This is a genomic window from Arthrobacter sp. M71 S08 (assembly GCF_059089725.1).
Window position 1 is genome coordinate 1 of record NZ_JBNHEY010000007.1, and the last position, 22,987, is coordinate 22,987.

18 protein-coding genes, 1 pseudogene and 1 riboswitch are annotated in these 22,987 nt (G+C 64.6%); of the genes and pseudogenes, 10 read left to right on the top strand and 9 right to left on the bottom strand.

Going from position 1 to position 22,987, the window contains the following annotated elements:
• Positions 1-98: 98 nt before the first annotated feature.
• The 9 genes from AC5RTB_RS13430 to AC5RTB_RS13470 form a co-directional block, all read right to left on the bottom strand.
• On the bottom strand, positions 99-593 hold the full coding sequence (locus AC5RTB_RS13430) for a CoA-binding protein (protein ID WP_494061569.1): 495 nt from the start codon (positions 591-593) through the stop codon (positions 99-101).
• Positions 590-1,933: an O-acetylhomoserine aminocarboxypropyltransferase/cysteine synthase family protein gene (locus AC5RTB_RS13435; RefSeq protein WP_494061570.1), complete on the bottom strand. Its 1,344-nt coding sequence runs from the start codon at positions 1,931-1,933 to the stop codon at positions 590-592. The genes AC5RTB_RS13430 and AC5RTB_RS13435 overlap by 4 nt, the downstream gene beginning before the upstream one ends.
• A gap of 51 nt (positions 1,934-1,984) precedes the next feature.
• Positions 1,985-3,931 carry an acetate--CoA ligase gene (acs, locus tag AC5RTB_RS13440; protein WP_494061571.1) on the bottom strand — a complete coding sequence of 649 codons (1,947 nt, stop codon included), beginning with the start codon at positions 3,929-3,931 and terminating at the stop codon, positions 1,985-1,987.
• Positions 3,932-3,942: 11 nt separating this feature from the next.
• Positions 3,943-4,851, bottom strand: coding sequence for an ABC transporter permease (locus AC5RTB_RS13445; protein WP_494061712.1), 909 nt, complete (start codon positions 4,849-4,851; stop codon positions 3,943-3,945).
• Positions 4,851-5,891: an aliphatic sulfonate ABC transporter substrate-binding protein gene (locus AC5RTB_RS13450; protein WP_494061572.1), complete on the bottom strand. Its 1,041-nt coding sequence runs from the start codon at positions 5,889-5,891 to the stop codon at positions 4,851-4,853. The genes AC5RTB_RS13445 and AC5RTB_RS13450 overlap by 1 nt, the downstream gene beginning before the upstream one ends.
• Before the next feature lie 67 nt (positions 5,892-5,958).
• Positions 5,959-6,795, bottom strand: a complete 837-nt coding sequence (locus AC5RTB_RS13455; RefSeq protein WP_494061573.1) for an ABC transporter ATP-binding protein — start codon at positions 6,793-6,795, stop codon at positions 5,959-5,961.
• Positions 6,796-6,800: 5 nt separating this feature from the next.
• Positions 6,801-6,898, bottom strand: a riboswitch (SAM riboswitch).
• A 69-nt stretch (positions 6,899-6,967) separates the two neighbouring features.
• Entirely contained in the window at positions 6,968-7,672 is a 705-nt protein-coding gene (locus AC5RTB_RS13460) for a ThuA domain-containing protein (protein WP_494061574.1), read from the bottom strand.
• The gene (locus AC5RTB_RS13465; protein WP_494061575.1) at positions 7,669-8,808 is read right to left on the bottom strand and encodes a LacI family DNA-binding transcriptional regulator; all 1,140 of its coding nucleotides are present in this window, start codon (positions 8,806-8,808) and stop codon (positions 7,669-7,671) included. Before AC5RTB_RS13465 ends, AC5RTB_RS13460 begins: the two co-directional genes overlap by 4 nt.
• Positions 8,801-10,711 carry a heparinase gene (locus AC5RTB_RS13470; RefSeq protein WP_494061576.1) on the bottom strand — a complete coding sequence of 637 codons (1,911 nt, stop codon included), beginning with the start codon at positions 10,709-10,711 and terminating at the stop codon, positions 8,801-8,803. The genes AC5RTB_RS13465 and AC5RTB_RS13470 overlap by 8 nt, the downstream gene beginning before the upstream one ends.
• A 120-nt stretch (positions 10,712-10,831) precedes the next feature.
• Between AC5RTB_RS13470 and AC5RTB_RS13475 the strand changes: the two genes are divergently transcribed.
• From AC5RTB_RS13475 to AC5RTB_RS13520, 10 genes and pseudogenes are all read left to right on the top strand, one after another.
• Positions 10,832-11,845 (top strand): hydroxyacid dehydrogenase, encoded by a 1,014-nt coding sequence (locus AC5RTB_RS13475; protein ID WP_494061577.1) that lies wholly within the window; start codon positions 10,832-10,834, stop codon positions 11,843-11,845.
• Positions 11,842-13,782 carry a DUF2264 domain-containing protein gene (locus AC5RTB_RS13480; protein WP_494061578.1) on the top strand — a complete coding sequence of 647 codons (1,941 nt, stop codon included), beginning with the start codon at positions 11,842-11,844 and terminating at the stop codon, positions 13,780-13,782. Before AC5RTB_RS13475 ends, AC5RTB_RS13480 begins: the two co-directional genes overlap by 4 nt.
• A 66-nt stretch (positions 13,783-13,848) precedes the next feature.
• A pseudogene (locus tag AC5RTB_RS13485) lies at positions 13,849-15,126 on the top strand (ABC transporter substrate-binding protein).
• 54 nt (positions 15,127-15,180) lie between these two features.
• A complete protein-coding gene (locus AC5RTB_RS13490; RefSeq protein ID WP_494061579.1) occupies positions 15,181-16,101 on the top strand; it encodes a carbohydrate ABC transporter permease in 921 nt (306 codons plus the stop codon).
• On the top strand, positions 16,101-17,021 hold the full coding sequence (locus tag AC5RTB_RS13495; RefSeq protein ID WP_494061580.1) for a carbohydrate ABC transporter permease: 921 nt from the start codon (positions 16,101-16,103) through the stop codon (positions 17,019-17,021). The genes AC5RTB_RS13490 and AC5RTB_RS13495 overlap by 1 nt, the downstream gene beginning before the upstream one ends.
• On the top strand, positions 17,018-17,716 hold the full coding sequence (locus AC5RTB_RS13500; RefSeq protein WP_494061581.1) for a hypothetical protein: 699 nt from the start codon (positions 17,018-17,020) through the stop codon (positions 17,714-17,716). The genes AC5RTB_RS13495 and AC5RTB_RS13500 overlap by 4 nt, the downstream gene beginning before the upstream one ends.
• 38 nt (positions 17,717-17,754) lie before the next feature.
• Complete coding sequence (locus AC5RTB_RS13505) at positions 17,755-18,390, top strand: nucleoside/nucleotide kinase family protein (RefSeq protein WP_494061713.1); 636 nt, start codon at positions 17,755-17,757, stop codon at positions 18,388-18,390.
• A 148-nt stretch (positions 18,391-18,538) separates the two neighbouring features.
• Entirely contained in the window at positions 18,539-22,090 is a 3,552-nt protein-coding gene (locus AC5RTB_RS13510) for a discoidin domain-containing protein (RefSeq protein ID WP_494061582.1), read from the top strand.
• A gap of 149 nt (positions 22,091-22,239) precedes the next feature.
• On the top strand, positions 22,240-22,731 hold the full coding sequence (locus AC5RTB_RS13515) for a DUF2975 domain-containing protein (RefSeq protein WP_494061583.1): 492 nt from the start codon (positions 22,240-22,242) through the stop codon (positions 22,729-22,731).
• The gene (locus tag AC5RTB_RS13520; RefSeq protein ID WP_494061584.1) at positions 22,731-22,982 is read left to right on the top strand and encodes a helix-turn-helix domain-containing protein; all 252 of its coding nucleotides are present in this window, start codon (positions 22,731-22,733) and stop codon (positions 22,980-22,982) included. Before AC5RTB_RS13515 ends, AC5RTB_RS13520 begins: the two co-directional genes overlap by 1 nt.
• Positions 22,983-22,987 lie beyond the last annotated feature (5 nt).

The following is a 22,987-nucleotide window of genomic DNA, read 5'->3' on the forward strand; positions in this document are numbered from 1 at the left end:
CTCCGAGTTGGAGTGGGCCTTAGACAAGCCACATCCCACTCGGAGGTTCTCCCTAGTTCAACCAGGCTCGCCGCTACCAACGTCCTGGCCGGGTACAGCTAGGCGGTGACCTGGCGCTTGGAGGAGATCACTCCGGTATTGAAACCTGCCAGGTTGAGGCCGCCGTGGAAGCGCGCGTGTTCAATCTTGACGCAGCGATCCATCACCACGTTCATGCCGGCAGCTTCGGCGTCGTGCGCCACGTCCTCGTGCCAGGAGCCCAGCTGCAGCCACAGAGTCTCTGCTCCGGCGGCTTTGGCTTCCTCGAGGACCGAGGGGAGATCGTCGTGCTTGCGGAAGACATCGACAATGTCAGGCTGTTCCGGCAGGTCCGCGAGCGACTTGTAGACCGGCTGCCCCAGAATCTCGGTGGCTGTCGGGTTCACGAAGTACAGCCGGTACGGCGCCGAGGATTGCAGGTACGTCGCCACGAAATAGGACGCCCGGGACGGCTTGTCTGAAGCCCCGACAATGGCAATTGACCCGGCGTTACGGAGGATGTTCAGGCGCTCCGGTGCGGATGGACCTTCCCAGGTACGTTGCTGCGTGCTCATGCCTTCACTCCCTCATTCTTGAATCCGAGCGCTTCCTCCAGGTGGGCGGGTGTCCCGGCCACCGCCATGTCCAGAGCCTGGTCGAGATCCCAGAGGATGTCCTCCAGGTCCTCGAGCCCTACCGAGATGCGGATGAGATCCTCTGGGATACCCGCTGCTGCGAGCTGTTCGGCGGAGAGCTGCTGGTGCGTCGTGGACCCCGGGTGGATTACCAGGGTTCTGGCGTCTCCGACGTTGGCGAGATGGGACGCCAGCTGGAGGGCCTCGATGAACCTCTGACCCGCTTCCCGACCGCCCTGGACTCCGAAGCTGAAGACCGAGCCGGGACCCTGCGGCAGGTACTGCTTGGCGCGCTCATGGTGAACGTGTGAGGGCAGGCCCGCGTAGTTCACGTACTCAACGCGGCGGTCCTTCTCAAGCCACTCGGCGACGGCCTGGGCGTTGGCGACGTGTTCATCAACGCGCTGCGCCAGCGTCTCCACTCCCTGCAGGAGCTGGAAGGCCGACGACGGCGACAGCGACGGCCCGATGTCCCGCAGCTGTTCCGTCCGCAGCTTGGTGAGGAACCCGTATTCGCCGAAGTTGGCCCACCACTGGATGTTCCCGTAGGACGGGACAGGCTCGGTCATGGTGGGGAACTTGCCGTTGCCCCAGTTGAAACGTCCGCTCTCAACGACGACGCCACCGAGTGTGGTGCCGTGGCCGCCAATGAACTTGGTGGCCGAGTGGATCACGATGTCCGCACCGTGTTCGATCGGCCGGATCAGGTAAGGCGTGCTCAGGGTGGAATCGATGATGAGGGGGAGGCCGGCGTCGTGCGCCACCTTGGCCAGGCCGGCAATGTCCGAGATCTCACCGCTGGGGTTGGCGATCACCTCGGCATAGACAGCCTTGGTGTTCTCCTGGATCGCCGCGGCGTAGTCGGCCGGATCGGTGCCCGGCACAAAAGTGGTCTCGATCCCGAAGCGGCGCAGTGTCACGTCGAGCTGCGTCACGGTGCCGCCGTACAGCTGGGAGGCCGCGACGATGTGGTCGCCGGCCTGGCACAGGGCTGCGAAGGTGATGAACTCGGCGCTCATGCCCGACGCCGTGGCTACCGCACCGATACCGCCTTCAAGGGAAGCGATGCGCTCCTCGAAAGCCGCGACGGTGGGGTTGCCGATGCGCGAGTAGATGTTGCCGTACTTCTGCAGCGCAAAGAGGTTGGCGGCGTCGTTGGTGTCCTTGAAAACGAAGGACGTGGTCTGATAGATCGGCACTGCCCGGGCGCCATGCGTGGCATCGGGGGTTCCGCCGGCGTGCAGCGCGCGGGTGCGGAAGCCGAAAGTGCGGTCAGCCATTGAACGGCCACCTTTCCTGGAGGGTGTTTCTGACTCTTCTCAAGTATCGCCCTATCGGGCGGCGAGCACTTCAGCGATCCGGGGAACGCAGGCCTCATTCTGAAGGCTCGTGGTGTCACCCAGCGGTGTTCCTTCATACAACTGGGTCAGCAATCGCCGCATGATCTTCCCGGAGCGCGTCTTGGGGACGTCCTCCACGACGACAACGGCGGACGGCTTGGCAATCGGCCCGATTGCCTTCGCCACGTGGTTTTGCAACTCTGTGTGTAGCTCAGTCTGCAGCACTTTGTCGTCTCCGGCACCACCGTGCACGACGACGAACGCAGCGATGGCATGGCCGGTCACCGCATGAGCCACGGGGCAGACTCCGGCCTCGACCACCCGCGGATGCGAGACGAGCGCGGACTCGATCTCGATCGTGGAGAGCCGGTGGCCGGAGATGTTGATGACGTCGTCCACGCGTCCGAGGATCCAGGTGTCGCCGTCTTCGTCGTACCTCGCGCCGTCGCCGGCAAGGAACCAGCCCTTGTCCGCGAACTTCCGCCAGTAGGAATCGAGGTATCGCTGCGGGTTGCCCCACACGGTGCGGGCCATGGCCGGAGCATGACGGTCAACCACAATCACGCCCTGTTCACCGGGCGCAACCGGGGCGCCGTCGTCGTTCACGATGCGGGTGCTCACTCCCGGAAGCGCGCGCGAGGCACAGCCGGGCTTGAAGGAGGCATCCGTGGGGCGTGGGCTGAGGACGGTTGCGCCGGTTTCCGACTGCCACCACGTGTCGACCATGGGTGCGGCGCCGGAGCCGACGTTCTCGCGGAACCAGCGCCATGCCTCCGGGTTGGTCGCTTCACCGACCGTGCCGAGGACCTTGATGGAGGAACGGTCGTAGGAGTCGGGGACGCCGTCGGGGAACCAGCCCATCAGGGAGCGGATGAGCGTGGGCGCGGTGTAGTAGCTGGTGACGCCGTACCGCTCGATGATCTCGAAGTGCCGACCGGGATGCGGGGTGTTCGGCGTGCCCTCGAAGATCACCTGGGTAGCACCGTTGGAAAGCGGGCCGTAGATCTCGTAGGTATGGGCCGTGACCCAGGCGAGGTCGGCGGTGCACCAGTGGACGTCGTCGGCCCGCTTCGCAGGGTCGGGGTCGCTGAAGAGGTACTCGTAACTCCACGACGCCTGCGTCAGGTAGCCGCCGGTTGTGTGCACCAGCCCTTTCGGTTTCCCAGTGGTGCCGGAGGTGTACATGATGAACAGCGGCGTTTCGGCGTCGAAGGCCTGAGCCTCGTGGACGGGGGAGGCGGCAGCGACGGCGTCGTGCCACCACACATCGCGGCCCTCCTGCCAGGCGATGTCGCTGCCGGTCCGCCGGATCACCAGGACGTGTTCAATCGAGTTCTTATGGACGGCATCGACTGCCTCATCAACGGTGTCCTTGACCGGCACCGCAGTGCCGCGCCGGTACTGCCCATCGGTGGTCACCAGGAGCTTGGCGCCGGTGTCCTCAACCCGGAAGCGCAGCGCCTCCGCGGAGAACCCGCCGAAAACGAGCGAGTGCACCGCGCCGATACGCGCACAGGCCAGGGTCACGACGACGGTCTCCACCAGCACGGGGAGATAGATGACCACCCGGTCACCCTTGCCGATGCCCAGGGCGGTCAGGGCATTCGCGGCCCGGCTGACCTCCTCCTGGAGCTGGGCGTAGGTCACCGTGCGGCGGTCTCCCGGCTCGCCCTCGAAGAACAGGGCGGGCTTGTCGCCCAGTCCGGCCTCGACGTGCCGGTCCGCGCAGTTGTAGGCAGCGTTGAGCGTGCCGCCGGAGAACCATTCGATGCGGGGAACCGAGAGCTCGCCGTCCCGGTTCGGGCGTGCCGGCTCGAACGTGTGCGCCGTATGCCAGGGGGAGGACCAGTGCAGCCTGCGCGCCTGTTCCTCCCAGAACGCGATCCGCTCCTCCTCCGTGGTCAGAACCGGATCAACTCTGGCTTCAGAGGCGCTCACGTCCACCGCGCCTATGTCCACCGTCGAACCGCCCACCTTTCGGCGATGCCAAGAAGCGCGTCAGTCGTCTTGCCAATGACCGCGAGCAGGATGATCGCCAGGAAGATCCGGTCGGTGCGGCCGTTGTTGGTCGAATCGGTCAACAGGAACCCGAGTCCCAGCGACGACGCAATGAGCTCCGCAGCCACCAGAAACAGCCAGGCCTGCGCCAGCGCCAACCGCAGCCCAGAGAACACAGCGGGCACGACGGCGGGCAGCTGCACCGTGGTCAACAACCTGATCCCCTTCAACCCGAATGCCCGTGCTGCTTCGACGAGGTTCCGGTCAACGTGGCGCAACGCCAGGAACAGCGTGGTGAAGACCGGGAAGAACGCGCCGATGAGGATCAGCGTCACCTTCGAGTCCTCGCCGATTTTCATCCACAGAATGAGCAGCGGGACCCAGGCGAGCGACGGAACCGCCCGCAGCGCCCCGATGGTCGGTGCGAGCAGCGCATCGGCCAGCCGGGACAACCCGAGCAGGGCGCCCAGCGCCAGGCCGAGCGTGGCACCCAGTGCGAAGCCGATGAGCACACGCTGCGTGGAGATGGCGATGTGGATCCATAGTTCGCCGCGCTCAATGAGTTCGACGGCGGCGGTCAGCACCGCGGAGGGCGGCGGCAGCTGCACGGCGCTGAAGACGCCCACCACCGAGTTCAACTGCCAGGCGACGAGGATGATGGCGGGAACCACCAGTCCCAGCAGGAGACGGACCGGTCGCCGGCTCAGCAGCCCTCCGGAGGTCTCCGCAGGCTCGAGAGGTGAGCCGCCGTCGTCGTCCGCTGTTGTCACGGCGCGGCCGGTGGCCTCCAGGCCTTCCGCGCTGGTGGGGTAGGCGCTGGCCCCGATATTAGCGCCATTCAGGTCACCAATCTGGGTCATCATGAAGCCTTGATGGCGTCCGGATCGGCGTTGGTGACGAAGGAATCGTCGAAGAGGGTGTCGAGGGCTTCGTCGATCTTCTCCTGCGAGGAGACATCGCCGGTTTCCACGAATACCGGGCCGACCGTCTCGAGAACCTTCCGCTGTGCCTCGCCCGGTGCGGGGTCGACGTCCAGGTTGGTGCGCTCGATGATGACGGCGTTGGCGATTTCCACGTCAATGCCGGCAACGTCCGCGAGGATCTGCGCGGTTTCTTCCGGGTTGTCCTTGGCCCACTGGCGGGCCTTCTCGTAGGCGTTCACCACGGTCTGGGCAAGCTCGGGGCTCTCGGTGAGGAATTCCTCGTTGGCGTTGAGGAAGCCGTAGGTGTTGAAGTCGATGTTGCGGAAGAAGAGCTCGGCGCCCTCCTGCTCAGCCGAAGCCATGATGGGGTCCAGACCGGCCCAGGCGTCAACCGAACCGTTGTTCAGTGCTGCCCAGCCGTCGGCGTGCTGCAGGTTCTGCACGGTCACATCGGAGGGGTCGATGCCCGCGGACTCAAGCGACTGGATCAGGAAGAAGTATGGGTCAGTGCCCTTGGTCGCCGCGATCGACTTGCCGCGGAGGTCCTCAAGGGTCTCGATACCGGTGCCCTCAACGGTGACCATTGCCGACCACTCGGGCTGGGAGTAGATGTCGATCGTCTTGATCGGTGATCCATTGGACCGCGCGAGGAGAGCTGCGGACCCGGCGGTGGATCCGACATCGACCGCTCCGGCGCGGAGGGCTTCATTGGCCTTGTTGGAACCGGCGGACTGTACCCAATTGACGGTCACGCCCTCGTCCTCAAGCTCCGCTTCCAGCCAGCCCTGGTCCTTGATGACCAGGCTGAGCGGGTTGTAGGTGGCGAAGTCAATGTTGAGTTCGGTGGCCGTGGAACCCTCTTCGGTGGACGAGGCGTTCTCGCCGGCGAGGCAGCCGGTCAGGGCGAGCGTGCCGGTGGCGGCGAGCGCTACGGACAGGACGGCGCGGCGGGTGAAGGGCGAGCGGGTGCGGTTCATGGTTTCCTTTGCGTGGGGTAGCAGTCGCCGTGCGGACGGGCACGACGACGGAACAAGCTGTGTGTGTCTAGTGGCCTTTGACGCCGAGTGTGGTGAGCAGGGAGCTGCGCATTCGGCCGAGGTCGGCGGCATTGCGGTCCCGCGGGCGGTCGCCCGGGACGGTGAGTACCTCGGTGACGGAGGCGCCGGGGCGTGCCGGGTCGGTGGACTTGCCGAGCACGATGATGCGGTCTGCGAGCTGGAGGGCCTCGTCGACGTCGTGCGTGACCAGCAGCACCGTAGTGGGCTGGGCGGCGTGGATATCCAGGAGAAGGTCCTGCATCTTCAGCCGGGTGAGGGCGTCGAGGGCGCCGAACGGCTCGTCGAGGAGCAGTACGCCCGGGTTCCGGGCGAGCGCCCGGGCCAGGGATGCCCGCTGGGCCATGCCGCCGGACACTTCACGGGGCCGGTGCTCGGCGAAGTCGGCGAGCTCCACGAGGCCCAGCAGTTCGGTGACCTTCGCCTTGCCGGTGGCTGAGCTGGTCCCCCTGGGCAGGCCAATCGCGACGTTGGCCCGCAGCGACAACCAGGGGAGGAGACGCGGTTCCTGGAAGGCGACGGCGCAGCGGTCATCGATGCCGTTGACCGCGGTTCCGTCGATGAGGACGGCGCCGGACGTCGGTGCGTCGAGGCCCGCTGCCGCGCGCAGGAGGGTGGACTTCCCGCAGCCGCTGGCGCCCACAATGGCAAGCACTTCACCGGCCCGGACATCGAGGTTGATGTCGCGGAGGACCACATGCTCGCTGGTTCCGCCGCCGAAGGACCGCGTGAGGGAGGAGAAGGTCAGGGGAAGGGCCAGCTTGTTTGAGGCGTTGTTGGCGGCCTTAGTCTGTGCCTGCTGCTGCGCGCTGAGAACGGTGCTCATGTATAACTCCATCGCTCCTGGCAGTAGCACCCGTTCTCCTGCATGCAGGTAAGGGTTGCTGCGGCGTCAACGATCCAGGTCTCTCGGCCGCTCGGGATGGTGGACTTCCACTAAACGCTTTTATGACGGCCCGATGCAATATGTGTCGTAACAAAGCAGGTCCAGGCTGCGGTCACTCGAGCAGCCAGTCCACCGCTCGCTCCAGCAACTCGCGGTGTTCCGGTGACGCGTACGACGCCGCGTCGTGGCCGAGAGCGTCGTAGAAGCTCCGCGCTGTAGCGGTTCCCGCACCCCGTTCCGCCGTCCGCTCCAGCGGTCGCTCCAGCGGTCGCTCCAGCGACCAAATCAATGGATGCAAATGACCCTCATGTTCGTGGCGGGCATGGACGACGACGTCCGGTGACGTGCGCAGCCAGCTGTAGCGTTCGTCGTCGACCGTGAAGTCAGGGACGCCCACCGGGAAGGAGCCCTCAAGCGCAATGTGCGCCGGGCCGTACTCCGGGTGCATGGAAACGCCCCGCACCCAGCGGCCCCCGAGTGCCTTTTCCCAGGACTCCGAATCCAGAAAACTGGTGGAGCTGGAGTGCAGGGCCAGCAGCGGTCGTCCGCCTGCCACCCACGCGTCCAGCCCCGCGGAGGCGGCATCCGTTCCGGGGGAGGTGCCGTCGTCGCGCGGGAGGCCGACGTTCACCACCAGCAGGTCCGGCCAGGCGGCGGAGTCCTGCAGAGTCCCGAGGGCGTCGTCGACGTCGTCGGCGGTTTCCACGGTGAGGCCGTGACCCTCGAGCAGGGCGGCAACGGCAGCGGATGTCTCGGCGAAGGGGTGCCAGGGGTCCGAGTACCGGCCGGTGCCGCTCAGGAGCAGTGCCGTTGTCATGGGGAGCTCATTTCCGTAGGTGACGGGTGAGGGGTTCCGAGCGAGGAGTCCCTCACGATCAGGTCCGGGTTCAGCTCCAGCCGGTGGACGGGCCGCCGCCGGCCCTCGGCGATCCGGGCGGCGAGCATCTGCACCGCCACCCTGCCGACGTAGTGCTTCGGCGGCCGCACCGCGGAGATGGCAGGCTCGGCAAGGTAGGCGACCTCGTCGTCGTACGCCACAACGGCCAGATCACCGGGTACCGCGACGCCCCTGTCTCTGCAGTGCTGCACGAGGGCTACCGCCTGAATGTCCGAGTGCACGAGCAGCGCGGTTGTGCCCGTATCCCGGCATCTGGCAAGGATCTCGTCGAACTGATCGGTCTGGTGGCCGCTTTGGGCGTGCTCGGCGCAGTCAGCGTAGGTGGCGTTCTCAGAAATGCCGAGCGCAGTCAGAGCTTGCCGCCAGCCGCGGACTACATGACGGCTTGTGGGACTCCCCGAATCTGTGAAGCATCCGACCTTCCGGTGTCCTTCCTGCCAGAGGTGCCGGACCGCCATCCCGGCCCCGAACGCGTGATCGGTGGCAACCCATTCCAGCCGGTGCGCCGGGATGGCGGTGGGGGAGCGGCGCTCAGCAAGGACAACGGGCACCGGTAAGGAATTTAGCCAGCGCAGGAGATCGTGTCCCGCTTCTTCCGACGTATTCGGCGCAACAATAATGCCGCCGATCCCGTCCATCGCAAGGAGCGCCTGGACCTGACGGCGGTTGTCCTCCGCGTCGTAGGAGGACCCGCGCACCACCAGTCGTACCTTCTGCGCTTCGGCTTCCGAGCGCGCACCGCTGATCACCTGCGGCCAGTAGTAGTCCAGCGACGGGACCACCATGCCAAAGGTATGCCGGTTGCCGGTGAGCTGCTCCGAGGCATCGCGTTCCAGCGGGCTGGGCAGCACCGCCCCGCCGTGTACCCGGGAGACCAGCCCCTGTTCCGCTAGCGCGTTTACGTCCCGCCGGATCGTCAGTTCACTCACGCCCAACTCTGCCGCGAGCACCCGGACCGTGATGGCGCCGTGCGCCCGCAACTCGTCCATCAGCCGTTCCCTCCGCTGGAGGGAAAACATCGACCGGCCTGCCTGCCGGGCTTCGTCGTTACTCATCATGCACCTTCACTTCCAGGGTAAAACTGCCGTTCCTGCGGTGTTCTGCACTCATGCGGAAGGTCAGCCGGATCAACCGTTCGCCCCACACCGCCGCAAGGAGCGGGTCATCCAGCTCCCAGTGCTCGGTTCCGACGTCGGCAATGCCGGCATCCCAGCCGAGCTGTGCCTTCCGTCCACCTATGACGCCGGGAATCCCCTCGGGCGATATCGTCGCTACTCCCTCACCCACCTGTGAGAGGATCCCGGCGACCAGATAAGAGATGTCGACGCGGTCATCCGCGTTCTCCGGCGGCTCCGGCAGCGCCCATTCGTCGCTGACGAGTGCCCTCCCGCCTCCGCCGCGCCGCAACGACGCAGTCCGTCGCCAACGGGAGCCTGCGGGCAACCCGTACGCCTCTTCGAGCTGCATCACCATCGCGGGGTTGTCGGCAGACGGTTCCTGCACGACGACGGCTGCGAACTCCCCGCCCACGCCCTGACTCAGCCCCCACGGGGCGGGGACAGAATGCCACCCGCTTTGCATCGCGCGGATCGAGTAACGGTCCGGGCTGAAGGTCTGAGCTGTGTAGGTTGGCTGGCCGGCATCGACCAGCAGCGGGACACCGTCCACAGCCACGACCACAGAACCCACATCAAGGTGGTTGTGGTGCTCGCCGTTGTGCCCGCCCTTTGCGGTCAGCGTCACACCGTTGCCTGTACCGGGGTGCTCCCGCGCGACCATGATCTGAACGGAGGCAAGATACGTGAAGGGAATCAGCGACGGCTCGCCGGTGCCGTTGCGCTCGGACGTTACAGCGTGCATGGCCCGGAGGAGTCCACCGTCCGTCACCGGCTGTTCGGCAACCATTGCCCGCGCGTGGCGACCGGCGTCGTCGTCGTTCAGGCGATTAGCCCACCGGCGGAGCAACTCCCAGGGGAGGGCGTCTGATGCCCGCCCGGGGCCGTCGGCGACATTCAGGAAGAAGCGTCCGCCCAGGTGCATGCGGTGGGGGAAGGCGATCAGTTCCCTGGTGATCGGGAGGTCACCGCTGAGTTCGCCGTCGGTTGCGGCTTCGAGAAGTTCGAGGGCCTCGAGTGCCCGCCCGGCGCCGTTCCACCAGTAGGCGAAACCCTCATCGATCGCACCGTCGGAGGGGAGTGAGGCCAGGAAGCGGTCCAGGCCCTCGATGACCCGCGCGGTCAGCCGCGCTCGCCGGTGTGGATTGTCTTCGAGCAGCAGCGCCGCGGTGAGCACGTTGAAGTGGATCCATGGATTCCAGTTGTGGACGTCGCCATGCAACCCGAGCCAATGCCAGTCGAGCCGCTCGAGGAACGGAAGGAACACCCGCGTGGTGGCTTCCGATCGAATCCGCCGGCGCAAACCCGGGGTTCGCCCGTCCAACCGGTCCCCCAACAGCAAATCAATCCAGGCGAGCTGCGCCACCACCTCGCCGGCTCCTAGATCCAAGTACGGCTCATCCCGGTCAGGCAGAACGTGACGCTTGCGGCTGAAGGCGTCGTCGTGCGCGGCCCAGCTCCAGGAACTCTGCTCACACAGGAGGTAGGCGCCGTCGACCACTTCGTCGAGCCAGTCGAGTCGGTCGGCGTGCTGCCATGCCATAAGGACCGCACGGGTGAGCCGGTGCTGGCGCGCACCGACGAGACCCTCGTATTCCGTCCGGTTACCGTCCCGAAAAAACCGGGCGTAGTGCGATACCAGCGGTTGGGGCCAAGCCGTTCCGTGTTCAGCGTCCGCGCGATCCTGCAGCTCGCGCGGGAGAAGCACGTGCTTGCCTGACCACTGCTTTTTCACCCGTTGCCGAGCGTCAGCGAGAGTCACCCGTAGGCAGGGTTCGGCGGCTGCATTCCCCCAGGCAGCGCTCAGTGGGTGCTCTTGAGTCAGCTTGGATTGATCGTTCATGTTCGATTCAGATCGGTAATGAGAAACGTGATTGCTTCACGTCGACTCTGAGTATGTACTGGTTCCAGAAGTGATGCAAGGCACACCGCTCGGGCATCAGACACACGAAAGGACCGCTCCATGGTGAACAAACCGGAGGCACTGGTGGTGATGGATCGTAAAACCTTCGCCGACCAGTTCGACGCCTCGCGGCTGGAGCGGTTGGGGGAAATGGTGGCACTGGGTGAGCCGGTCTGGACCGACTCGCTCGATTCCATCCACGTGAAGGAGCGGCTGGCAGACGTCGAAATACTCGTCACCAGCTGGGGCGTTCCCCATCTCGATGCGAACCGCCTCGCAACGATGCCGAACCTGAGGGCCATCTTCCACTGTGCCGGGACCATCCGCGACTTTGTGAGCGATGAACTGTGGGCCCGGAACATCCTGATCACCAACTGTGCCGACGTGAATGCGGTGCCGGTTGCGGAGTTCACCTTCGCGACCATCCTGCTCGCGGGTAAAAAAGCACAGTTCCTCGCCAATGACGCCCGGTCATTCCGGGAGGACTGGTCCTACGTTCTAAACCACGGCGACCTGGGCAACATCGGCCGGACGATCGGTGTCATCGGTTTCTCCCGCGTCGGCCGGCGTGTGGTCAAACTGATGATGCAGCTGCAGGACGCGGTGTGCCTGGTGGTTGACCCGTACGCCGACCCACAGGAAGTAGCCAAAGCGGGCGGACGGCTGGTGACCCTCGAGGAAATGCTCCCGGTTGCCGACGTCGTCACCATCCACGCGCCGGAGCTGCCGCAGACCCGCCACATGATCGGTGCGGATCAGCTCGCCGCCATGAAGGACCACGCCACCCTCATCAACACGGCCCGTGGTTCGCTGGTCGACACCAAGGCACTTGAAGAAGCCTGCCGTTACGGACGCATCCAGGCGGTGCTCGACGTGACGGAGCCGGAACCGCTCCCGGCGGACTCCGTGCTCTATGAACTGCCCAACGTTGTGATCACGCCGCACATCGCCGGATCCCTCGGGACAGAAACCCGGCGCATGTCCGACGCTGCGCTGGATGAGTTGGAGCGCTACCTTTCCGGCGAGGATCTGTTAGCCCGCGTCCTGCTCGAAGACCTGGGGCTGAGCGCATGAACAAGCTGACACTTCCGGCCCTGGACCGGGAACTCTCGCCCTATACGGGCTGGACCCGCGAGCACCACGCGGCACAGGCCGATTCGATGCTGCTCGGCGTTCGCAAGTGGGCCAGTCCCAGCCACGCCCGCATCACACCGCCCGGACGCGAAGGCGGCTACGGCCGTGCCATCGACGGACTCGAAGGCTTCGCGCGCACGTTCCTCACCGCCGGCTTCCGCCTCACAGGCGAGCGCGGCGACGATCCGCTCGGCCTCGCCGAGTGGTATGCGGAAGGCCTGCGTCACGGCTCCGATCCCACCTCGGCCGAGCGCTGGGTACGCCCCGACGAGCACGGCCAGGCAAAGGTCGAGGCTGCGGCCCTGGCCCTCGTGCTCGACATGACGCGCCCCTGGCTGTGGGACCGTCTGGACGGCACCGTCCAGGAACAGCTCGTCGACTGGTTCTCCCTGACCACCGACGCCGAGTACCCGCGCATTAACTGGGTTTGGTTTCGCATCGTCGTCCAGCAGTTCCTGAAGTCCGTCGGTGCGGACTACAGCCAGGACAACATTGACGAGGACCTCGCGCTCCACGACACCTTCGTGCGCGACGCCGGCTGGTACAGCGACGGCAGCCAGCGCGCCTATGACCACTACGCCGGTTGGGCGCTCCATCTGTACCCGGCGCTGTGGCACCGGATGGCCGGCCACGACGACGGCGGCCCGGGTGCCGCCCGCCGCGACCGCGACACCGCGCACCTCGACCGCTTCCTGCTCGACGCCGTCCGCCTGGTCGGTGCAGACGGCTCCCCGCTCATCCAGGGCAGGAGCCTGATCTACCGTTTCGCTGCGGCAGGGCCGTTCTGGGGCGGCGCGCTCGCCGGCTGCACCTCCGTCGAACCTGGTCTCCTGCGCCGGGCTGCAAGCGGCATTCTGCGGCACTTCGCAGACCACGGCGCCCCCGACAGTGACGGACTGCTCTCACTCGGCTGGCACCACGAGTGGCGGAAGATGGCCCAGTCCTATTCCGGGCCGGGGTCACCGTACTGGGCATCGAAGGGCCTGCTGGGGCTCGCGCTTCCGGCGGACCACGAGGTCTGGACGGCCGTCGAAAAGCCGCTGCCCGTTGAGGAAGGCGACTTCGCCTTCACCGCTGCGGCACCCGGCTGGGCTGTCAGCGGCACCAGGGCGGACGGCGTCGTGCGCGTGATCAATCACGGCACCGACCATGCCACGGAGGGAGCGGACGTTACCGATTCTCCGCTGTACGCGCGGCTTGGCTACTCGACCGCTACCGCCCCGATCATGGACGACGACGGCGAGACCCACCCTCTCGACATGTCCGTCACCCTCGCGGACGAGAACGGCCGGCCGAGTCACCGCACCGGCTTCACCACGCTGGAGATCCAGGCAACCGATGACGACGCCGGGGCCCTCATCGGGGCCTCCCGCGCGGCCACGCACTGGGTGGACCCGGAACCCACGGATGCGCGCCACGGATACGGGCAGGCCGGGATAGTGCGCCATGGAGCGCCCGTCACCACGGTCTCCCTGGTACACGGGCCGTGGGAGGTGCGGCTGGTTCAGGTGGACCGGGAACCGACTTCAAACGAGGCACCCCTCGGCGCGCTCACCGTGGGCGGGTGGGCGCTGCCCGCAACCTCGGAGCTTGACTCCGTCATTGTTCCTCTTCGGGGCTTTGGCAGTTCCAGTGGCTCCGGCGAAGCGCAGAGCCGTTCATATCTCGACGCCACCCCGCTAGCCGAGCGCACCACTGTGCCGTATGTGACGGCGTCGAAACCGGTTCCCGGGAACTGGCAGGCCGTGGCTGTCGGCCTTGGCACGCCCGGTTCCCTCGATCAGCAACCGCGCCTTGAACTCGGGTCGGACAGCGCAACAGTGCACTGGCCCGGCCGGAGCGCCACGACGCTCATCCTGCCCGAACCATCCAAATAATCCCCACTCACACTCACCCACTCCCTCCGCACCGCGGCTGGAGAACATCCATTAAGGAGAACCGCAATGAAGCGAAACATACTCGCAGCCGCGGCCGCGGCAGCAACCGCCGTTCTGGCCCTGTCCGGATGCGGCGGCGCCGCCGGACCGGCCGAAGAAGGAGCAGCGGAAGGCAAGACACCGCTTACCGTCTCTGTCTGGAACTACGAGGGAACCCCCGAATTCAAGGCGCTCTTCGACGCCTATGAAGAGGAGAACCCCGACATCGACATCCAGCACGTCGACATTCTTGCCGACGACTACTCCGAGAAAGTCACCACGATGCTCGCCGGCGGTGACACCACCGACGTGTTGACCATGAAGAACGTCACGGAATACTCCCGGTACGCCAACCGGGGTCAGCTGCTGGAGATCAATGACGTCGTCGAGTAGCTCGACACCGAGAACACCGCGAGCCTCGACGCGTTCAACATTGATGGCAGCTACTTCGCCGCACCGTACCGCCAGGACTTCTGGCTTCTGTACTACAACAAGGACCTGTTCGACGCCGCCGGGGTGGAGCACCCGGAGTCACTGACCTGGGACGAATATGCCGAGACGGCGAAGAAACTCTCCAGTGGTGAGGGTGCAGAGAAGGTGTATGGCACGTACCACCATTACTGGCGCTCTGTAATTCAGGCCGTCTCGGCAGCCCAGACAGAAGGCGACCTGATCGGCGGCGAGTACGGCTTCTTCAAGGACCAGTACGAAACCGCGCTGGATCTCCAGGAAGCCGGAGCGACGCTCGATTGGGCAACCGCATCGAGCCAGCAAACGGGCTACCAATCAATGTTCGAGACGGGCCAGACCGCAATGCTACCTATGGGCTCGTGGTACATCGCCGCGCTCGTTGCAGCCCAGCAGGCGGGCGAAGCGGACTTCAACTGGGGTCTCGCCCCCATGCCGCAGGTATCCGAGGGTGAGGATGTCACCACCTTCGGCTCGCCCACTGCGTTCGCGGTGAACAAGAACGCCGAGCACAGCCAGGAAGCCAAGGACTTCATCGCGTGGGCAGCCGGCGAGGGAGGGGCGGCCGCAATCGCCGAAATCGGCGTCGTACCGGCGCTCCAGACCGAAACTGTCACCGAGTCCTACTTCCAGCTGGAGGGCCTGCCGGCCGACGATGTCTCCAAGGAAGCCTTTACACCGGAGAAAACCGCTCTGGAAATGCCCGTCAGCGAATTCGCCTCTGACGTTGACCTCATCCTCACCGAGGAACACCAACTCATCATGGTCGGAGAGAAGTCAATCGAGCAGGGCATCGCGGACATGAGCAGTCGCGTCCAAAGCGAAGTATTGAACTAATGCGGTCGGGGCGTCGCCGTTCGCGGCGGCGCCCCTGTGGAGAAGGTACACACCATGACAACTCAGACAATCGACCGTCAGGACGCCCGCCTACGGGGCAACCGCAAGCAGGCGCGGCGCACTACCCTCGTCGGGTGGAGCTTCATCCTGCCCAACTTCCTCGGATTCCTCGCCTTTACACTGATCCCGGTCTTTGCCGCGTTCGCTTTGGCCTTCATGGATTGGAACGCCTTCTCCGCACCGGAATGGGCAGGTCTAAGCAATTTTCAGAAGATGTTCGGCAGCGAAACCTTCTGGATTGCACTGACCAACACCATTGGTTACACCCTCGGGCACGTGCCGCTGACCCTGGCGCTCGCCCTGATGCTCGCAATGCTGCTGAACCGCAAGCTGAAGGGGATCGGCTTCTTCCGGGTTGCCATCTTCTTCCCGTACATCACCTCACTGGTGGCCGTCGCCGTCGTCTGGAACATGCTGTTCAACCCAACGACCGGCCCGATCAACCAGCTTCTCGAGGCTGTTGGGATCGCCAATCCTCCGGGGTGGACCTCCAGCTCGAACTGGGCGATGCCCGCCGTGATCATCACGAGCGTATGGCGGGACATGGGGTACTACATGATTCTGTACCTGGCCGGCTTGCAGGCCATCCCGACGGAACTGTACGAAGCCGCCGAGGTCGACGGGGCCAGCGCCTGGCAGCGCTTCTGGAACGTCACCGTTCCCGGATTGCGCCCCACGACCTTCTTTGTGCTGGTCATGCTGACGGTATCCAGCTTCAAGGTCTTCGACTTAATCGTCGTAATGACGGGCGGTGGCCCCGGGCGATCAACCACGGTGCTTTCGCAGCTTATCTATCAGGAAGGCATCAGCCAGGGTAACTTCGGTTACTCCTCGGCCATCTCACTGGTTCTCTTCCTCATTGTGCTGACGGTGACGGTCACGCAATTCAAACTGCAGCAGCGGAAGGAACGCTGATGACCAATCTGACAGAAGACCTGAAGACCGAGGCGTCGCTGGCACCTGCCCTGGCCATGGACCAGCGGTCACAAACCCGTCGACGTTCGCTGAAGGAGCGCAAGTCCCGCCGGGTGAACCTCATCTGCTACGCGATTTTGATTCTCCTCGTGGCGGCGCTGATGATCCCGTTCGCGTGGATGCTTTCCTCCTCACTGAAGCTGAACAACCAGGTGTTCACCGTACCGATCCAGTGGATCCCAACAGATTTCGTCTGGCGCAACTACGTGGACATCTGGGACCGCATCCCCATGTTGGGCTACATCCAGAACACGCTGTACCTGGCCGTCTTCATCACGTTTCTACAGGTACTCACCGGGTCCCTTGCGGCCTACGGGTTCTCGAAGGTCCGGTTTCCCGGCCGCGACGCGCTGTTCCTCGGTTACATCGCCACCATCGCTGTTCCTTGGCAGGCCTACATGGTGCCGCAGTACATCATGATGCAGAACCTCGGCCTGACGAACACGTTCTGGTCCCTGATTCTGCTGCAGGCTTTCGGCGCCTTCGGTGTGTTCCTGATGCGCCAGTACTACATGACCATCCCGGACGAGTTGTGCGAGGCAGCCCGCATCGATGGTCTCAGCGAGTATGGGATCTGGGCGAGGGTTATCCTGCCGCTGTCCAAGCCGGCACTGGCATCGCTCGCGCTGTTGACTTTTGTCAACACGTGGAACGACTACATGGGTCCGTTTATCTACCTGACCAGCAACCGGCTCTGGACAGTGCAGTTGGGCCTGCGGTCCTTCGTGGGCCAGTTCGACGCCGAGTTCGCCATGATCATGACCGGCTCGGTCATCTCGGTCATACCGATACTGATCGTCTTTCTGCTCGGACAGCGGTACTTCATCCAGGGCATTGCAACGAGCGGAATGAAGGGGTGACAGCCCTGGCAGAACCGGCACGAGAGCGACGCACGGGCCTTGGCTTCGAGACTTTCGGCAGCATCTCCGCCTTTGTCTACACGTTCCTGGCCGTCAACGTCCTGTTGGCAGTCACGAACGCACCTCTCGTGTTCTTCCTCTACGCGGTCGTTGATCCGGTGGCGTCCTGGCCGTTCTTCCTGGCGCTGTCATTGACGGTGCTTCCCTCCCTGGGCGGAGCGTTTGCGGCGTTCGATGCGCTGAGGAGTGAGGAGGCTGTCAGCCGGCCGTTCAGGATGTTCTTTACGGGCTACCGGGCCGTGTTTCGGCGGGCTGCGCTCGCAGGGGGTGGCGCCGTCGTCGTACTGCTTGTTCTCGGTCTGGACCTGATGCTGGTGGCGGCGTTGCCAGCAGGTGCTCTGCTGGTTCCCCTGCTAACGCTTGGAATTGCTGCGGTGGTGATTATGGCGGTACAGGTGACTGCAGGTGCTGTGCTCCTGCCCGCCGCGCGCCTGCGCGCGCTCATGAAGGCCGCCCTCTATATCTCGGTGCGGCGCTGGTATCTGAGTCTGGCTGCGCTCGCCCTGCTCGGAATTGTCGCCGGCGCCGCGCTGGTGCAACCGGTCCTGGGCATCGCGCTGGTTCCGGCGCCGCTGCTGTTCGTCGTGTGGAGCAACGCGTCCTACGCGTATGCTGCCGAGCTCGGGAAGGCCTGAAGCCCTCGTCTAAATCCCCGTGTCAGGATGGCACCGTGATGCTTGCCGAACTCGTCGACCGAATAGAGCGCATCTCGGCGCAGGAGTCCGCCGTCGTCATCGGGATTGTCGGCGCGCCGGGAGCGGGGAAGACCACGCTGGCTGAGCAGCTGATGGCCCTGCTGAACCGCGATGAACCTAATCCGGAACGGCAGCGGTACGCACACGTGCCCATGGACGGCTTCCACCTGTCGGACCGGGAACTGTTGCGGCTGGGTCTACTGAAGCGGAAAGGTGCGCCCGAGACTTTTGATGCCTACGGGTATGCCGCCCTTCTACAGCGGCTTCGCGGGGTGCGTGACTCGGTGGTTTACGCGCCCGGTTTCGAGCGGACCATTGAGCAGCCGATTGCCGGCGTCGTCCCCGTGCATCCGTCAGTGCGGACCATCCTGACGGAGGGGAACTACCTCCTGCTCGATCAGCCGGGCTGGCGGGAGGTGCGCAGCCAGTGCACCGAGGTCTGGTACTGCGAGCAGGACGACCGCCGGCGCATTGAGCGACTCGTTCAGCGTCACGCCACCTTCGGGAAGAGCGATGCTGCCGCGCAGGAGTGGGTTGAGCGCGTCGACGAGCCGAACGCGCGGCTGATCGAGGCCACAAGAGAGCGGGCGGATTTGATTCTTCGCCTGGGGTAGGGCGGTGGGGGCCGACCCCTCGAGCTCTCAAAGCGCGGAGCCGACCGAGTGTGATCGATCTGGTTCGGGAGTGATCAAGCGCGTTGATGGTGTGCCATCGGTCACATACGTTTGCCGGGACCATTCATCACCAACAATGAGGTTGCCCATGACGCACCGAACGCGCGGCCGCAAGGGAACAACGGTTCTCACCGCCGCGGCCATCGCCACCGCAGGGCTTGTAGCCCTTCCCTTACCGCTGCAACCAGCGGCACACGCCGAGACCACAGCTGTAACCATTACACCGAACCCCGCCAGCCGGACCGATGCGTTCCAGGGATGGGGCACCAGCCTGATCTGGTTCGCCAACGCGACCGCCGGGTACCCCGAGGACTTGCGGGAAGACCTGTACGAGAAGGTATTCAGCGAGGAAGGGCTCAACCTGAACCTGGCCCGCTATAACGTGGGCGGCGGCCACGCTTCGGACGTCACCGACTACCTGCACGACGGGAGTGCCGTCGAAGGCTGGTGGAACCCGGTTACCGAGGCCACGGAGGAAACGCCGGTACTCTCCAAACTGTACAACCCGGACGGGTCGGTGGACCCCACCCAGGCGAACAAGCTCGCCTTCCTTGAGCAGTGGGACCCGTACAACGACGCCTCCTACAACCTCGATGCAGACCGGAATCAGCGCTGGTGGGTCGAGCGCCTGGCGGCGGAGGATCAGATCACCCACTGGGAAGCTTTCAGTAACTCCCCGCCGTGGTTCATGACCCGCAGCGGCTACGTATCGGGACAGGACAATCGCAGGAAGGGCGAGAACCTGCTGCCGGAGGCGGAAGAGAAGTTCGCCGCGTACATGGCGCGCTCCGTTGAGCTGCTCGAAATGGGTAGCGGGATCAAGGTTGACACAATCGATCCCTTCAACGAACCGAATTCCGGTTACTGGGGCACTGCGATCGATCCGGCAACAGGCAAGCCGCCGATGTCGTACACCCAGAAGCAGGAGGGCGCGCTGATCTATCCGGCCGCACAGGACCGGGTCATCAAGCACCTCGACGCCGCGCTGCAGCGGGACACGAGCACTACCGACGCAGTTATCTCCGCGATGGACGAGACCGACCCAACCAGGTTCATGAACAACTGGAACGGCTACAGTGCCGAGGCTAAGGCTGCCGTCGAGCAACTGAACGTTCATACGTACGGCACCAATGACCGCCGCCGCGTAAGGGACCTCGCCAAGGCTGAGCAGTTGCCCCTCTGGATGAGTGAGGTTGGCGGCTTCTGGACCGGCAACACTGCACTGGGGGATTCGACCAGCGGCTGGGACCGGTCCAACATCACGAACGGACTCGGCATCGCCTCCCGCATGGTGAATGATCTGCGCGAGCTGGAGCCTGACGCCTGGGTGTTCTGGCAGCCGGTTGAAGACACCTATAAGCAGGAGAAAGCCGACAAGGGCTGGGGTTCCATCTACATCGACTTCGACTGCAACTACGAGGGCCGCGAGGGGCTCTCCAACCGGAGGCTGAACGACGGCGAGAGCGCCGAAGAGGCGAAGTGCGAGGTACTTACCAACCAGAAGTACAACACCACACGCAACTTCACCCACTACATCCGCCCGGGTGACTTCCTGATCCAGAACAACGATCCGAAGACTGCCAGCGCCCTACGCGCTGACGGATCGGGAGCGACGCTGGTTCACTTCAACGACACAGCGGCGGCTGAAACTGTGACGATCGACCTGAGCCTGTTCGAGTCGATCGAAGACGGCGCCACGGTGACTCCCGTTGTGACCACCAAGTCACCGCTCGAGGACATCGAGCGCAACGCACTCGTCGAAGGGGAGCCGGTCATCGTCGACCGCGAGGCAAAGACCGCAACGCTGCAGATTCCGGCGGCGTCAGTTGTCACGCTTCTGATTGATGGCGTCAGTGGTGTTGCTGACGGCGCAGCAGCTGTCGAGGACGGCCACACCTACCACCTGCCGGGCGAGGCGAGCGGGCAGTACCTTGCCGGCCGCGACGGCGCAGTAGTCGCAGAACCCAAAGCAACGACGTCGGACGCTGTTCCGGCGCAGCAGTGGACCTTCCACGCTGTGGATCCTGAGGACCGGTTCTCCCATGACCAGCGCTGGGTCATCTCAAACGGAGCCGGCGGGGTGCTTGCAGGTGCAGGCGGAGTCCTGACGGGTAGCTCCACAGGAACTGCCTCCGTTCTGGAAGCAAGCGTCGAAGATGCCAGGGGCAACCCGGCCGCACAGTGGATTGTCAGTACCGAAAACGGGAATCAGTGGACTTTGGTCAATGCCGCGGCGGCCAGCACCCTCCAGGTTTCGGCCAACGCAGTGACGCTGGCAGCACCCGGCGGCACAACCACAACCGCTCGGAGCAACCCGAATCAGGCTTGGGCGTTCGAGGACGTCGCCGATCTGGTGCTTACCGGAACCGAACAGGCGTACGTGAGCACGGAGGTCGGGGTCGCACCCGAGCTGCCGGAGACCGTGACCCCGCTGTACGCGGCAGGGTCCGGACAGCCTGTTGCAGTCGAATGGGAAGCTGTCGACGCCGACACCTGGGTGACTGCCGGCGATGTGGTCCTGCGGGGATCGGGAGTCGACATTTACGGACAGCGGTTCGATGATGCATCCGTCGTGGTGACAGTGGGCGAATTTGTCGCGACCGATCCGGTGTCGGTCACCGTCGAAGTCGGAACCACCCGTGCGGAACTGGAAGAACTGGTTCCTTCGGTTGTTCCCGGACAGATAGGCACCGGTCCGGCACGCAACCCGCTTCCCGTCACCTGGGATTTCAGCTCAGTCGATGACGCCGCCCTCCAAGCCACCGGAACGGTCACCGTGTCGGGAACCGCGACGTTCTCCGGCGGAACCCTGCCGGCGACCTTGACGGTGCTTGTGGTGGACCAGGTCCGGTACGAAAACATCTGCCGCGAGGATCCGGTAACGGCGGTGATTGCGTCCTACACCGAGGGCAACTACCGTCCGGAGAACACGTGTGACGGCAACACCGCAACCCGCTGGTCGAACTGGGTCAGCGGCGGGCGGAATGGCGACTCCCTCTCTTACACCTTCTCCTCCGACTACACAGTGGACGGGCTGACGATCTGGCCTTCAGAGAGGGCTCCCCAGAGTCTTACCGTGCAGTACCTCGACCGCGAGGGCGTCTGGCAGGAAAGCTCAGCGGGCACAGTGACGGGTCTAAGCACAGTCGCGCCGACCACAGTGTCGCTGGATCCGGTGACCACCCGAGGCATTCGGGTGTCGCTGGTGACAACGGGTTCCTATACCAAGGTGTCGGAAGTTGCCATCGCCGGATCGCGTCTCGCTGAAGCTGGTGTTGCTGATCTCGGCAGGTTACTCGTAGATCAGGTGCCGGTGGAAGGCTTTGAGCCCGCTGTGACTGACTATGCCGCGACCGTCGCACCGGACGTTCAGCCGATAGTTGTGGGCGTCCCGCTGGACTCGGCGGCGGCGGTAACGGTAACTCAGGCGACGACGGAGAACCCGGTCGCCGTCGTTACCGTCACTGCGCCGGACGGTACGGAGAAGGTCTATCGCGTGACCTTCACCGTCGATGGGAATGCAGGCGAAACGGTCCTGCAGAACAAGGAACAGTGCAAGCAGGGCGGCTGGGAGACCAGCACCAAGCCGGTCTTCGAGAACCAGGGAGACTGCGTGAGTCACTTCGCGTCGCGTCGCTGATCGCTGACGTCAGGAAAATGCAGGTGCAGGACCGTGAGGGCTTCCTCGCGGTCCTGCACCTTTCCGCGACTGCGCAGCCAGCCCCGGGCATTGACCGACCTATCGTTTTTCGATATTTTTCACCTGTAAAACAATCGAAGGGAACCCCGATGGGAAAATTTACCATCCTCGCGTTGCAGTTCGTCATCGCGATGGTTATTGCGGGCTCGCTGTTCGTTCAGCTCTGGATGGTGCCGCTTATATCGACGGATCTGAAAGAAGCGGGTGTGCCCACCGGGTTGCGCATCACTTTCAACGCCATCGTGGTGTTCGGCATCCTGACCGTGCAGGTGAGCGCCGTCTGTGTCTGGAAGTTGCTCACCATGGTCCGCAGCGGCACCGTGTTCTCCCACGGCGCATTCCGCTACGTCGACATCATTTTTGGAGCAGTTGCGGCCGCTTCCGTACTGGTGTTCGCCCTTGCGGTTCTACTTGCGCCGGGTGAAATTGCTCCGGGGATCATCCTGCTGATCTGCGGCGCATCGCTCCTCCTCGGCGGTGTAGCGCTGATCGTGCTGGTCCTGAGGATGCTGCTGGCGCAGGCAGTTGCCCGCGATGCCGAAGCCAAGCACCTGCGCGACGAGCTCGACGAGGTGATCTGATGCCCATCATTGTCGACATCGACGTCATGCTGGCCCGGCGCAAGATGCCGGTCGGGGTTCTGGCTGACCGTATCGGGATCACACCGGCCAATCTGGCGGTCCTGAAGAACGGTCGCGCCAAGGCCGTCCGGTTCACCACTCTCGAAGCGATCTGCGAGGTGTTGGACTGCCAGCCGGGTGATGTGTTGCGTTGGGAACCTGACGGAGCTGCGCAATCATCCGGGGGAGGACACGAGTCCGAATCACGATAAAATCT